Annotated in this window: 12 protein-coding genes; 8 read left to right on the top strand and 4 right to left on the bottom strand. The window is 61.4% G+C overall.

Annotated features, from left to right (window positions below; genetic code table 11):
* Positions 1–341: 341 nt before the first annotated feature.
* From FQU74_RS01890 to FQU74_RS19780, 3 genes are all read right to left on the bottom strand, one after another.
* On the bottom strand, positions 342–1103 hold the full coding sequence (locus FQU74_RS01890) for an ABC transporter permease (protein WP_146284762.1): 762 nt from the start codon (positions 1101–1103) through the stop codon (positions 342–344).
* Positions 1100–2026: an ABC transporter ATP-binding protein gene (locus FQU74_RS01885; protein ID WP_146284761.1), complete on the bottom strand. Its 927-nt coding sequence runs from the start codon at positions 2024–2026 to the stop codon at positions 1100–1102. The genes FQU74_RS01890 and FQU74_RS01885 overlap by 4 nt, the downstream gene beginning before the upstream one ends.
* A gap of 298 nt (positions 2027–2324) precedes the next feature.
* Positions 2325–2594, bottom strand: a complete 270-nt coding sequence (locus FQU74_RS19780) for a hypothetical protein (RefSeq protein WP_206664984.1) — start codon at positions 2592–2594, stop codon at positions 2325–2327.
* A 280-nt stretch (positions 2595–2874) separates the two neighbouring features.
* On the opposite strand from FQU74_RS19780, the gene FQU74_RS01875 reads away from it, so the two are divergent.
* On the top strand, positions 2875–3087 hold the full coding sequence (locus FQU74_RS01875; protein ID WP_206664983.1) for a hypothetical protein: 213 nt from the start codon (positions 2875–2877) through the stop codon (positions 3085–3087).
* Positions 3088–3957: 870 nt separating this feature from the next.
* On the top strand, positions 3958–5412 hold the full coding sequence (locus tag FQU74_RS01870; protein WP_146284760.1) for a plasmid recombination protein: 1455 nt from the start codon (positions 3958–3960) through the stop codon (positions 5410–5412).
* Between the two features lie 832 nt (positions 5413–6244).
* Here FQU74_RS01870 and FQU74_RS01865 read toward each other — a convergent pair.
* Entirely contained in the window at positions 6245–7474 is a 1230-nt protein-coding gene (locus FQU74_RS01865; protein WP_146284759.1) for an acyl-CoA dehydrogenase family protein, read from the bottom strand.
* A gap of 471 nt (positions 7475–7945) precedes the next feature.
* Here FQU74_RS01865 and FQU74_RS01860 point away from each other — a divergent pair, with 471 nt between their 5' ends.
* From FQU74_RS01860 to FQU74_RS01835, 6 genes are all read left to right on the top strand, one after another.
* A complete protein-coding gene (locus FQU74_RS01860) occupies positions 7946–8518 on the top strand; it encodes a carboxymuconolactone decarboxylase family protein (RefSeq protein ID WP_146284758.1) in 573 nt (190 codons plus the stop codon).
* Between the two features lie 134 nt (positions 8519–8652).
* A complete protein-coding gene (locus FQU74_RS01855) occupies positions 8653–9081 on the top strand; it encodes a hypothetical protein (protein WP_188781620.1) in 429 nt (142 codons plus the stop codon).
* Between the two features lie 96 nt (positions 9082–9177).
* Complete coding sequence (locus FQU74_RS01850) at positions 9178–9738, top strand: NAD(P)H-dependent oxidoreductase (protein ID WP_146284756.1); 561 nt, start codon at positions 9178–9180, stop codon at positions 9736–9738.
* A 19-nt stretch (positions 9739–9757) separates the two neighbouring features.
* On the top strand, positions 9758–10852 hold the full coding sequence (sfnG, locus tag FQU74_RS01845; RefSeq protein ID WP_146284755.1) for a dimethylsulfone monooxygenase SfnG: 1095 nt from the start codon (positions 9758–9760) through the stop codon (positions 10850–10852).
* 30 nt (positions 10853–10882) lie between these two features.
* Positions 10883–11752, top strand: coding sequence for an ABC transporter ATP-binding protein (locus FQU74_RS01840; RefSeq protein ID WP_146284754.1), 870 nt, complete (start codon positions 10883–10885; stop codon positions 11750–11752).
* On the top strand, positions 11752–12648 hold the full coding sequence (locus FQU74_RS01835; RefSeq protein WP_146284763.1) for a branched-chain amino acid ABC transporter permease: 897 nt from the start codon (positions 11752–11754) through the stop codon (positions 12646–12648). The genes FQU74_RS01840 and FQU74_RS01835 overlap by 1 nt, the downstream gene beginning before the upstream one ends.

Genomic DNA, 12648 nt, shown 5'->3' with positions numbered 1-12648 from the left:
TCGCCAAGCTTGCTATCGCCCACGGACCCGGCGAGACGAGCCCACTTGAGGCACAGGACGGCAGCGCAGCGAACGCACGAGGAGTGTCCGTTCGCTGCGCGTTGATCACATGACCGGAATGGGCCGATTGCGTTGCGCTCCGGGTCAGAGACGTCACGGGCAAACTCAGGTGCGGCCCCACAGCGTTTGCCTATGTTCCTCGCAGTACATGCTGAAAAGGCTGGTGCAGTCGAAGTGGCAGGGCGCGCCTGAGGCTACCGGTGAGCATGTTGATCAACCTTTTGCAAAGCCAAAGGAACTGCATCCGGTGGGCAGCAACAGTCAACGTTCGACCCGCCGCCCTATTGACGAATGCGCCAACCGGTCCGGAAAATCCACCACACCACCCCCATGCAGATCGTTGTGAACAGGACAATCGCTGCCAAGCTGATGGCAATCGGCACATCCGCTGTGTCGAAGAACGACCAGCGGAACACCGACATCAGGTACACGACCGGGTTGAACAGCGCGATGGTGCGCCAAACGCCCGGCAGCATGTCGACGCTGTAGAAACTGCCGCCCAGGAAGATCAGAGGCGTCAGCACCAACAAAGGGATCAGCTGCAACTGCTGGAAATCCTTGGCCCAGATGCCGATGATGAATCCAAAGATCGAAAAGCTGAAGCTTGTCACCGACAGCAGGGCGAACATTGCGAAGGGGTGCGCGATGGGCAGGTCAACGAATATGTAGGCCGTTCCAAGGATCACGAGCCCGATCAGAATCGACTTCACCGCCGCCGCGCCGACATAGCCGATCACGATTTCAAGATAGCTGACGGGCGCGGACAAAAGTTCGTAGATCGATCCGATGAACTTCGGGAAATGGATCGCGAAGGACGCGTTGGAGACCGATTGTGTGATCACTGTAAGCATGATCAGCCCCGGCACGATGAACGCGCCATAAGTGACACCTTCCACCGTTTCGATCCGGCTGCCGATCGCTGCCCCGAACACGACGAAGTAAAGCGAGGTCGAGATCACCGGAGAGATCAGTGATTCCATGATTGTGCGGTAGAACCGCGCCATTTCGCGTTGGAAGATCACCCGTATGGCGTGGACGTTCATGCCTGTTCCCTCAGCAGTCCGACGAAAATGTCTTCAAGGCTGCTCTGACGGGTTTGCAGGTCGGTCAACTGCAATCCCGCAGCGCGCAGATCGTTGAGCAGGGTCACGATCCCAGTCCGTTCGCCTTTGGTGTCATAGGTGTAGACCAGGCTCTGTTGATTTGACCCAAGTTCAAGCGGATAGTGCGCCAGCGAGGCGGGCAATGCTGTCAGCGGCGCGGCCAGTTCGATATGCAGCTGCTTTTGCCCCATCCGCTGCATCAGCGCGGCCTTGTCCTCGACGAGCAGAATCTCGCCCTTGTTGATCACGCCTACCCGATCGGCGATCGCTTCGGCCTCTTCGATGTAGTGCGTGGTCAGAATGATCGTCACGCCCGCGGCCTTGAGGTCACCGACGACCGACCACATGTCCTTGCGCAATTCCACATCCACGCCCGCTGACGGCTCATCCAGAAACAGGACCCGTGGCTGGTGGGCCAGCGCCTTGGCGATCAGCACGCGTCGCTTCATCCCGCCGGACAGCGGCATGATCGCGCTGTCCTGCTTGTCCCACAGCGACAACTGTCTCAGCACGCGTTCGACATAGGCGGGGTCCGGTGCCTTGCCAAAAAGGCCGCGCGAGAAGCTGACCGCATTGAACACCTTCTCAAAAGGCTCGAGGCTGATTTCCTGCGGCACCAGCCCAATCAGTTCACGCGAAGCACGGAAATTCTTGACCACATCATGCCCGCCCACAGTCACGCTGCCCGACGTTGGCTGCACGATGCCGCAAATTGTGGAAATCAGCGTCGTCTTCCCCGCCCCGTTCGGGCCAAGAAGCGCAAGAATCTCACCTTCTTCAATCGCTAGATCTACAGATTTCAGCGCCTGAAAGCCGGAACTGTAGGTCTTGGTCAAATTGCGGACCGAAACAATCGACGGCATGGAATCCTCATCGCTGGGAAGGCAGAACCCTAACTTGCCCGGCGACCGAGTCCAAGGTCAGTCGTCAGGACGACGATTTGAGCTTCGGCCACCATCAAGAATTCGCAAGCTGACTGCCAGGGCGGAAGGCGGCAAAGCGAAGAACGCCTTCCTCTACCCGCCGGGCGTGGACCCGCGGCACGCGAATGCTTCGCTACGGGCCAACCTCTGCTTCGGAGGAAATGATCAAACGGACACTGTCGAGGGTAAACGTCAGATATGGGCCGACGTCTCTTTTGGGTGGCCAGCGTCTGGGTGGTCAGCGTCGTTTGACACTGGATTTCGTCTGCTTGCTCCCGCGAGGCCCGGACTGGACAGGGGTGTTGATCCGGTTCTCGTCCCCAAGTTTGCGCCAGCGCTCGAGACGCTCGGGATCAAGCCCTCCGACCGCAACTGCTGCCTGAACCGCGCATCCCGGCTCATGGTCATGGCCCCCCAGAACACCAAATGGGTCAGCGGAATAGATGCCAACACCACGGCTAACGCAGTCAGGATAGCCGTTGCCCGCAAGCTGGCCGTCATCGTCCACGCCATGTGGAAGACAAACACCCCGTTCCCCTGGAGCCAACTCGATGCATGACAACCAAGGAGCACGGCTGGCTGACTTCTCGCACGTGTCCTGCCGGGACGCGTTGCCAGGATCAGGCCGATCCTCTGAAACGCGGCGCCTCCAAAAGACGCAGGGATGATGACCGCGAGGACCACTTCGGCCGATCCCTAATCTGACGCCAATATGCAGCGACCCCAAGTGCGATCGACTCAGGAGAGAACCCTGAACCCAGCGAAGGCGCAGACCCAAAGAAGAAGTCTTGACCAGTGCGATTAGAGAACTTGTCAGAGGGCAGACCAAGGTGCTGGCTCTGCCGACGATATGGGTGCTACATTCCTATGCCGCCTGTTCCCAGCACGCACCGAATGAACATCTGCCGATCCCCATTGCCAGAGAGGGGCTGGCAATCATGGCCGGACTCTACTGGGATCTCGGCGAGGCGGACACGACCATGCTGACGCACGCCCGCTGAGGCCGCGCGAAATCGCCAGTGCGGCGTCGGTTCAGGATTGCAGCGCGTCAAAGGACGCACCAGCACGTCCCGGCCCCCAATGGCCCCGGGGGTGCATGGCTTGATCTAAGATCGGCCTGCGCTGCCTTTCAGGTGGCCCACGGCAGGGGGCGGCGTGGGTACGGAGTCGCACAAGCTGCAGGGGGGCCGGACCGGCACGAGGCGTGCATCCGATGGCGCGCCAGTCGATCACCACCCTGGCCGTCGCAAACAGGTTCCGAGCACATATCCGCGAGCCGCGGATACTGTTACCGCCCTGCCCCGGCCGTGCGCCCGCGCGACATGGCGGCCGGCGCTCTTGACCAGCGCTCTGCTGCGGGTCCCGATCGATCGGTTCGGATCCGCTGTCCTTCGCGGGGGTTGAAACAGCATTGCAGTCGGCGTCAGGTCGCATCCCGGCGACAGGGCCAAGCGCCTGAATGTCATCGAAGAGAACCGCCTCTCCGCTTGGCGTCCGCGTTCCAATCCGGCCATCACACAGCGGCGCATAGCGATCCGCCAGGGCGATATCATCGAAAAGGGCGGATGTTGTGGTGATGTCCATCGAGATCTCCTGCCTCGACAAAGTTTTGCCGAAGCTGAAGAAAATCCAAACCGCCGATCCTGAAATCCGAGATTCCAGCGCTGCAAGAGACCGAATGCCGGCGATGTCACCCCTCCGGCCGCGGTCACGACGGCGGGGCCAAACATAGGAATTCTGCAGATTCACTACTGAGTATTCGTCCTGCAAAAAAACCGAGGCGCACACCAAGAATCTTGCCAAACCCGTACCGGGGTTTTCCTGGTCGTCCTGCATCCTGATGCGAGACGACAAGATCATCAGGTTTCTCCATGTCCACCCATCCGACCTTCGATAGCGCTGCATCTGCAATTCAGACCCCGCACCCCGCAGTGCTGAACTTCAAAGGCCTGCATCCGAAGGACCTGGGCAAGTTCGCCATGCACGATAAGCGGCGGGGCGGCGACCTCTCCCATATTAACACCCGGCTGAGCGCGATGAATGAGGTTCTGCATGGTGGGCCGCAGTGGATTGACACCGTCCGGGAGAAGATACGGGCTGCCCGCGCGACCAATTACAAGGAACACATCGCCGCTCTGAAAGCAAAATCCCGGCAGAGGGAGGCTGCCGAGGTGGAGGCCGCAGGCCCCCGTGATCCATGGCGGTCCTGCAAGGGTGGCCCGATGCGGGAAGGCCTTCTGACCGTCAACAAGGCCTGGTTCGGGGGAACGGGTCAATCGCTCTGGGATCCAGAGAGGATCAAGGCGTTCACCCGGACCGCCCTGACCTTCCTGAGAACGTACTTTCCGGGCGATCAGCTGTGTTATGCCAGCGCACACCGCGATGAAGAAGCGTTTCACATCCACTTCATCGTCCTCGTCTGGACGGTCCGCACCACCCTGAATCGAGGGCGTCAGATCCTGCTGCAGGCCTCGGCGAACCCGTTGCTGGCCCGGTACGAGTATGCGCAAGATCTGGTTGGCGCGGCCTTCCACCATCTTGGCATCTGTCGCGGCGCGCCCCGCGCCGAACAGCGCCGCGCCGCCAGGGCTGCAGGTCGGCCCGCGCCTAAACCACGGCGCCACGTGCCACCATCGCAGTATCGGCAGGCCGAGATCGCCCGAGGTCGAGCCGAGGCGCAGCGGCTCGTTTCGGCAGCAGAGGCAAAGGCGGCAGGCATTGTTGATGCGGCGCGGAGGTCTGCTGCGGAAATTGCCCGCGATGGTGACGAGGCGCAGCTTCAGCACGCGGCGATCCTCGCACAGATCGGGCGGCTCAAATCCGAGAGGGCGGCGCAGGACGCGGCGTTGCTTCACCTCCGGAAAAGCGCCGATGTTGAACGGGATCGGGCCGCCGTGGCAAAAGAAGACGCAAATCAGGCGGTGAAGCGATGCCGCCTCGCCAACGCCGCCGCCCGGGAGGCAGAGGTGAAGGCCGAGGGGATCGTGGAGAACCTGACCCTGGGTCTCCGCCTGTTCGCAGAGGGGATGTTTACTTTTTTGGACAGCGAAACCGGCAGCAACCTCAGGCTGGTCTGGACGGCGCGAGCAAGGGACTTGCCGCAGCAGCACCGGAATGAGGCGCGCCTCAATCCGGTGCTGCCCCTCTTGAAGCGCTTTGCCGACACCGTTTCGGCAGCTCTAGAAGCAATGGTCGGGAAAGAGCGTCACACAATCGCCGATGATGCCGCGTTTCTGGCGAACCTGCGCGACAGCCTCAATCCCGACCAGATCGCACGTTTGACCCGCATCGCGGCAGCCCGTGACATGGATGGGCCGGGGTTCTGACGTGCAAAGGACGGAAACAAGATCGGCCGATCGCGGGAACTGATAGAGACCGGGGACCCCGGTAAATCTGAAGAAATTGGCGTCGAGGGTTCATCCCCGCGAGTGCGGGGAACAGCGGAACATGGTAAGCGGTATATCCGCCCTATAATCTCACCTCGCGGCGAAGATTTTTTCCTGCCGCCTCGACGGCCGCAGCCGAATTCGCGCTTCTCAGTCTCCGATTCGATTGCCGTGAACCGCGCGGAGACATCGGGTGGGAGGCTGCAACTTGGGTCCGCGCATTGAGCGTGTTACGCCCAGATTGGGCGGTTCCGGGCCTTTTGATCGCGACCAATGGCGAAGGCCCGGGTGTCGCGCCGACACCCGGTTTGCATTCGCATGACCTGTCCCGGGAAACCCGGGACAGAAGAAGATCAGTGTTCGAGATGTCCGACCGGGCAATCAACCCATACTTCACCGCAACATCGTAGACGCGCGCGCCAGCTGAAAACTCTCGGCCATATTCCGCGCCTTGAGATCTTGCGGTCATCGCCGCCGCCCGGTCGGACCATCAAGGATCTCGATCCGCGACACTCCATTCGACCCACGCACCTCCATCCGGTGCTCATTTTGGTGCCCCCCCTGCAAACTCAGTTGCACGACGGCATGCCCGATACAGCATCAGGCCGAAACCACGTGGCCGACGCACCGCTTACGATTTGCTTCACTCAGCCGATGGCAAAAAGCTGTATCCACAAAGTCCCTCTCGCTTGGAATCCGGAGGTCGTTCAAAGCCGACCTCCGGCCGCGCAACATGGCAGAGTTGTCCACTGTGCGGGATGAGCGCGCCACGTCAACTTGCAACGGCACCGATCTGCCAGACAAAGGTGGGCTCGGTTCCGTTCACGAGGTGATCCCCCAGGATGCGCTCCTTGTAGATGACCGGATTATGGCTCGCGGCCGTCCGGGCATTGCGCCAGTGCCGATCAAGTGCGAGTGCCGTGTCGCTTGACGAGGCGCCCAGGGCGTTGAACACGTCGCTCACTGCCCGGAGTGCCAAATCGACAACGGCCGATTGAGCTGCGCCGGATGCCAGCTCTGCGTCCACGTTTGCGGCATCGTCAGCGGTGCGATCACTGCCTTGTGACGTCTCGTATGCACGCTGTGCCGCGCGTGCGGCTTCCAGCGTGGTCGCGCGCGCCGCGTAGGCCTGTGCGCGTGCTCGGCCGAGTACCTGCAGGATTTGGGCATCATGCCGGACCAGACCGCCCGCGCCGCCTGCGCCATGCGAGAAAGTGCGTTTGCGCGCCGCCACAAGTTGCGCCACGTCGCGCACTGCAGCGAGCGCCGCGCCCGTCAGAACCGCGTTCAGCACCAGCTGATAGAACGCAGTCTGATACCGGAAACGGCGCTCGAATGGGACGAGCCCTTCCGGTTCCAGCCTTGCCCCACTAAAGGTTGTCGTGCCAGTACCTGTCAGGCGCTGTCCAAAGCCGGACCAATCGTCGCGGATGGTTACACCTGGCTGATCCAGCCTGATGATCGCAATGACCGGGGCGCCGGTGTCGCTGCGTGTGGCATAGGTGTCGATCCACTCGGCGAATATGGTTCCCGTGGAATAGTACTTCTCGCCATCGACGCGGAAACCTTGATCGTCGGGTGTGACCTTTGTGATCGTATCGCCGATCTTCACCGAGCCGATCTCGGTCCAGCCATTGCCGGCAATCTCGCCCTTGCCGAAACGGCGCAGCCAGACTTCGCCTTCTGCGCGGGGTGCGACAAGCCGGTCCTCGACCAGGGCCAGATGACTGCGCAAGGCTTGGGCAACGTTGGTGTCAGCAGTGGCAAGGTCGATCAGAAGATCAAACTGTTGGACAAGCGAAGCACCGATGCCGCCGAATTCCACCGGAACGCGCAATGCGGTGAAGCCGGCCTCTTTAAGCCAGCCGATTTCATCATGTGGGAGAATGCGGTCTCGTTCCCGCTTGACCGCTCCGGCAGCGATGCGGTCGAACACCGGCTGGAACCGGGATTTCAGTTCGTCGGTGGTTGGCACTTCGGTCCAACGGTCATGCTTGGTCATTTTGTCTCCTGCAGGATAGGGGGCATGTGATTGGCCTTCGGTTCGTCCGAGGATGGTCCAAAGGCTAACGCCTTCGACAGGTCGATGCGACAGAACCACTTTTCAAATTCAGTGGCTTGCGTGGCGTGGCGCTACTGTCAGAGGCGGGTCTGGGCACCATGATCTTCGGTGGGGTGACATGTTTCGGAGGTGTTTCGTGGGTGGTTGGAATCAGCTGGCAGATGAATCGTTCTGCGCACTGGCATTCCCGTAAAATTCCTGCCGTCCCGTGAGGGACATGCACAGGTGGTTTCTTTCGGAGCCCGGGTGGCGGCCCATCGGCCGGCGGACGCTCTGCTGCGCTATGCCGGATCAGAGGGTGTTTCTTCTATGAAGGGGCAAAAGAAAACACGCTTTGTATTGTCGTAATTATTGCGCGGGACGGGCAGACTAATGCCTGACCGCACGTTGCAGAGCGAAAGGAGGTCTCGGATGAATGTTCTCGTCCCGCGGGAAGGTCCGCCATGGAACTGGAGCGAGCAGAACGCCATGTTGCGCCGAGCCGTTGCGGCTGGCGTGCGCCAGATCATGACCCCGGTCCGTCCGATGGTCCTGACGAAGTTGGAGCGTCAGATGATCAGCGCCTTCACGGCGGAATATCTGGGCGAGCCGCATTGTGTGGCGCTGTTCGGCGAATGGCTGTCTGAAACTGCGCTGGATCTTGCGATCCGGATCTCGGACGCAGCCGAACAGGCCGCGCGTCCCGATCCCTATGGCTCTTTGCCGGGATTTTCTGCCTGCCGCGCAGAGCGCAATGGAGCCACCTGGCATGTGGACCCAGCGTTGCTGGCCCAGATCGGTCCGCGTATGGCTGCGGCGCTTGTCTATGCGCATCAAAGTCTGATGGACCCTGATCTACCGACAGATGCTGGTGAACTTCTGGCAATGGGATGGTCGCCAGAGGGGGTCGCCGAGATCGATGGAGTGGTCGCGTTTGTCCGCCAGATGGCGATCCTGCGTTGGATCGACAAGGGTGCGGCGCTGCCGGTTCAGCGTATCCCATGAGGCACTGCGCTCCCGATCCTCTGCACCCCGACACTCAGAGGACGAAAGCTGCCGGGAGGTTGCATCAGCCTGTTCCCGCAACGGCGGTGCGCGATTGCGAGTTCTGCAGGTGGGTTGCTGCACTTATGCCGGCGGTGTCGCGGGTCGAAGTTGCGCGTGATCCTGTTGACCTGGACATCGCAGTGTATTGTCTGCGTGACATCTTGTTTCGGATCGAGCGTTGGCTCGACCGGAATGTGACAGAACTCCCCGATCTTCTGGCGCTTCCCGCCCTTTGGCGTCTGGACCTGCTGGATCGTGAGCGCGCAACCTTCCTTTTGCATGGCCTGCCTTGCATCAGGGCCTGGGCAGATCGTCTACGCCGCAACCTTGGCGGCATTGACGGGTTCGGTCGTCATTGGGAGGAGATCTATCTGAGCCGCCTTGATGCTGATCAGGTGGCTTTGGTCGACCGGTCGAGCGCAGCCATCTGGATGCCAGTGGCCTCACCTCCTCCAGCGTTTGGCGGCGTGGCTGAAGTTTTGGCGCTTCGGAAAGAATTGCCTCTCCGGGATCGCAAATAGAGTTGAAACCCGTCGAAGCGTGCCGGTCTTTGGAATGGGAAAAGGCAGGGGAACAGACTTAAATCTATTGAATTAGTCGTGATTCAGGATGCAAGAATGACAAAGCCCCTCATCGTCGGTCTATCCGGCAATATTACCGCACCATCAAAAACCCGCGCGCTTGTCTCAACGGCGCTTGAATTGGTATCCGCACGACTGGATGTCGAGACGGATCTTCTTGAAATCAACGATTTCGGGTCCGGGTTGGGCGCCGCACGAAAGCTGAATGATCTTGCGCCCGATGCACGTGCAAAGATCGACAGATTGCTTTCGGCTGACGGTCTGCTGATTGCGACCCCGATCTACAAGGCGACGTATCCGGGGTTGTTCAAGCATCTCATTGACCTGCTCGACCCGGCCTCCCTGTCCGGGCGGCCGGTGCTTCTGGCGGCGACCGGCGGTGGCGAGAAGCATGCGCTGGTTGTCGAGCACCAGCTTAGGCCGCTGCTGGGTTTCTTCGAAGCGCAAAGCCTCGCGACGGCAGTGCATGCCTCTGACAAGGATTTCACCGATGGGGCGCTGACCGGTGACGCCACTCTGGAACGCCTCGCCCGGGCTGTGACGCAGTTTGACGCTTTCTTCCCTTCTTATCTCCGGCTGGCCAGAGCTGCCGAATGATCCCGCAAAGGAACCTGAAATGACGAAAGATCCGATCAAGTTCGCCTATTGGGTGCCCAACGTCTCGGGCGGCCTTGTTATTTCGAACATCGAACAGCGCACCAGTTGGACTCCCGAATACAATCGCAAGCTTGCCCAGATCGCAGAGGCAGCGGGGTTTGATTATGCGCTGAGCCAGATCCGGTTTACCGCCGGCTATGGCGCCGACAACCAGCATGAGTCGGTGGCGTTCAGCCATGATCTGCTGGCCCATACAACGCGGCTCAAGGTGATTGCCGCAATCCTTCCCGGGCCGTGGAACCCGGCGGTGGTGGCCAAGCAGGTCGCAACAATCAGCCACCTTACCGATGCCCGCATCGCGGTCAATATCGTGTCTGGCTGGTTCCGTGGCGAGTTCTCGGCCATTGGCGAGCTGTGGCTGGACCATGACGAACGCTATTGCCGGTCGGAGGAGTTCATCCGCGCGCTGAAAGGTATCTGGACGCAGGACGATTTCACCTTCCGCGGCGATTTCTACCGCTTCTCCAACTACACAATGAAACCCAAGCCCCTGCAACCGCTGCCCGAAGTGTTCCAGGGCGGATCCAGTCGCGCCGCTCGGGATATGGCCGCGCGGGTGTCAGACTGGTACTTCACCAACGGCAACACTCCAGAGGGGCTGCGCGCGCAGGTCGATGATATCCGGGCCAAAGCTACGGAAACCGGCAACAAGGTGAAGATCGGCATCAACGCCTTTGCCGTGGTACGCGACAGCGAACAGGCCGCGCGCTCCGTGGTGGACGAGATCGTCGCGAAGGCCAACCCTGAGGCAGTGCAGGGCTTTGCCCATGAGGTGAAAAACGCAGGCAAGGCCAGCCCTGAAGGCGAGGGCAACTGGGCGAAATCGAGCTTCGCTGATCTGGTGCAATACAACGATGGCTTCCGGTCGAACCTGATCGGCACCCCCGAGCAAGTGGCCGAGCGCATCATAGCGCTAAAGGATGCGGGCGCCGACCTTGTCTTGCTTGGTTTCCTGCACTTCCAGGAAGAGGTCGAATATTTCGGCAAGCATGTGATCCCGCTGGTGCGCCAGCTAGAGGCGCAGCGTGCCAAGGAACTGGTGGCTGCCGAGTAAGGCCGCCCTTTCACCGGATCGGAGACTGAAATGTTGAGCGTCCTGACGGGCGGGTTGGAGGCTGCGCGACTGGCGCAGCCACCGATTGCCGCGCGCGTGCCAGAGCTGGCGCCAGAGAGCATCCATGCGCCGCACAGCGCGCTTGCGCTGGAGGGGGTCAGCCTCAGCTTCGGAGGCATCCATGCGCTGCGCGATGTATCCTTTGACCTGCGTCCGGGCGAGATCCGGGCGGTCATCGGGCCGAACGGGGCGGGCAAGTCCTCGTTGGTCAACGTGATCAGCGGGCTTTATCAGGCCGACGCCGGATATATCCATCTGGGCGGGCGGCGCCTGAGGCATCTGCGCCCTGAGGCGCTGCCAAAGTTGGGCGTTGCGCGCACCTTCCAGAACCTCGCGTTGTTCCCTGGCCTGACCGTGGAGCAGAACGTCGCCGCCGGGCTGGTGTTCCGCCGCCGTCACGGCCTGCTGGCGCAGCTCGCGGGCCTGCCAGGCGCGCGGGCAGAGGCGGCAGAGGTGGCGGACAGAGTTCGGGATGTGGCAGGGTTTCTTGGAATCACGGCGCATCTGCACCGGCTGGTATCCACCCTACCGTATGGTCTGCAAAAGCAGGTGGAACTGGCGCGCGCGCTCGTCGCGTCACCGAAAGTGCTATTGCTGGACGAGCCGATGGCCGGGATGACCGCCACCGAAAAGGCCGAGATGGCGGCTCATGTGCGTTCTGCCCGCGATCGGCTGGGTCTTGCCACAATCCTGATCGAGCATGACATCGGCGTTGTCATGGGCCTTTCCGATCGTATCGCGGTACTCGATCACGGCGTAAAGATCGCGGATGGCACCCCGCCAGAGGTGCGCCGCGACCCCGATGTGATCCGGGCATATCTGGGTGCGGAGGCGGCGTGATGGACTGGTTCGAGCTTTTGTTCGCCGCCGAGGTCGCCGTGGGCGGGTTGCTGTCAGGCGTCATGTATGCGCTGGTCGCGATTGGCTTTGTGCTGATCTACAAGACCTCGGGCGTGCTGAACTTTGCACAGGGCGCGATGGTGCTGTTCGCCGCGCTGACCTTTGTCAACCTCGTCGAGCGCGGTGTGCCGTTCTGGGTGTCGGTGGCAGTGACTTTGGCCGCGATGACGGCACTTGGCTTCGGGATTGAACGCACGGTGCTGCGCCCTTTGGCCAACCGCTCACCCATGACGCTGTTCATGGCCACGCTCGGCCTGTCCTATGTCATCGAGGGCGCAGCCCAGCTCATCTGGGGCACGCAGGTGCATCGGCTGGATCTGGGCATCTCAAATGCGCCGTTCGAGGTCTGGGGCATCTTCATCTCGACCTTCGATCTGGTGGCCGCGGCGATTGCGGCGGCCTTGGTGGCGGCTCTGACGGCGTTCTTCCGCTTTACCCATACTGGGCTTGCTTTCCGCGCCGTGGCCGATGACCAGTTTGCTGCATTGGCCGTGGGCCTGCGGTTGGACCGGATCTGGGCCACCGTCTGGGCTGCCGCCGGGGTGGTGGCGCTGGTCGCGGGTCTCTTGTGGGGCGCACGGCTGGGGGTACAGTTTTCACTGTCGCTGATCGTGCTGAAGGCGTTGCCGGTGCTGGTGCTGGGTGGCTTCGACTCCATCCTCGGTGCCATCGTGGCAGGCCTGGTGATCGGTGCGACCGAGAAGCTGGCCGAGGTCTATATCGGCCCGTTCTTCGGCGGCGGCATCGAGGGTTGGTTCGCCTATGCCGTGGCGCTGATTGTCCTGCTCGTGCGGCCGTCGGGACTGTTTGGCCAAAAACGCGTGGAAAGATACTGA

The sequence above is a fragment of the Gemmobacter aquaticus genome, from assembly GCF_007859075.1.
GTDB classification, from domain to species: Bacteria; Pseudomonadota; Alphaproteobacteria; order Rhodobacterales; family Rhodobacteraceae; genus Gemmobacter; species Gemmobacter aquaticus.
This window is presented reverse-complemented; position numbering and strand designations above follow the sequence as displayed.

Coding starts and splice junctions, on each gene's coding strand:
- FQU74_RS01890 (WP_146284762.1), bottom strand. CDS start 1,103: ATGAACGTCCACGCCATACGGGTGATCTTCCAACGCGAAATGGCGCGG.
- FQU74_RS01885 (WP_146284761.1), bottom strand. CDS start 2,026: ATGCCGTCGATTGTTTCGGTCCGCAATTTGACCAAGACCTACAGTTCC.
- FQU74_RS01870 (WP_146284760.1), top strand. CDS start 3,958: ATGTCCACCCATCCGACCTTCGATAGCGCTGCATCTGCAATTCAGACC.
- FQU74_RS01865 (WP_146284759.1), bottom strand. CDS start 7,474: ATGACCAAGCATGACCGTTGGACCGAAGTGCCAACCACCGACGAACTG.
- FQU74_RS01860 (WP_146284758.1), top strand. CDS start 7,946: ATGAATGTTCTCGTCCCGCGGGAAGGTCCGCCATGGAACTGGAGCGAG.
- FQU74_RS01850 (WP_146284756.1), top strand. CDS start 9,178: ATGACAAAGCCCCTCATCGTCGGTCTATCCGGCAATATTACCGCACCA.
- sfnG (WP_146284755.1), top strand. CDS start 9,758: ATGACGAAAGATCCGATCAAGTTCGCCTATTGGGTGCCCAACGTCTCG.
- FQU74_RS01840 (WP_146284754.1), top strand. CDS start 10,883: ATGTTGAGCGTCCTGACGGGCGGGTTGGAGGCTGCGCGACTGGCGCAG.
- FQU74_RS01835 (WP_146284763.1), top strand. CDS start 11,752: ATGGACTGGTTCGAGCTTTTGTTCGCCGCCGAGGTCGCCGTGGGCGGG.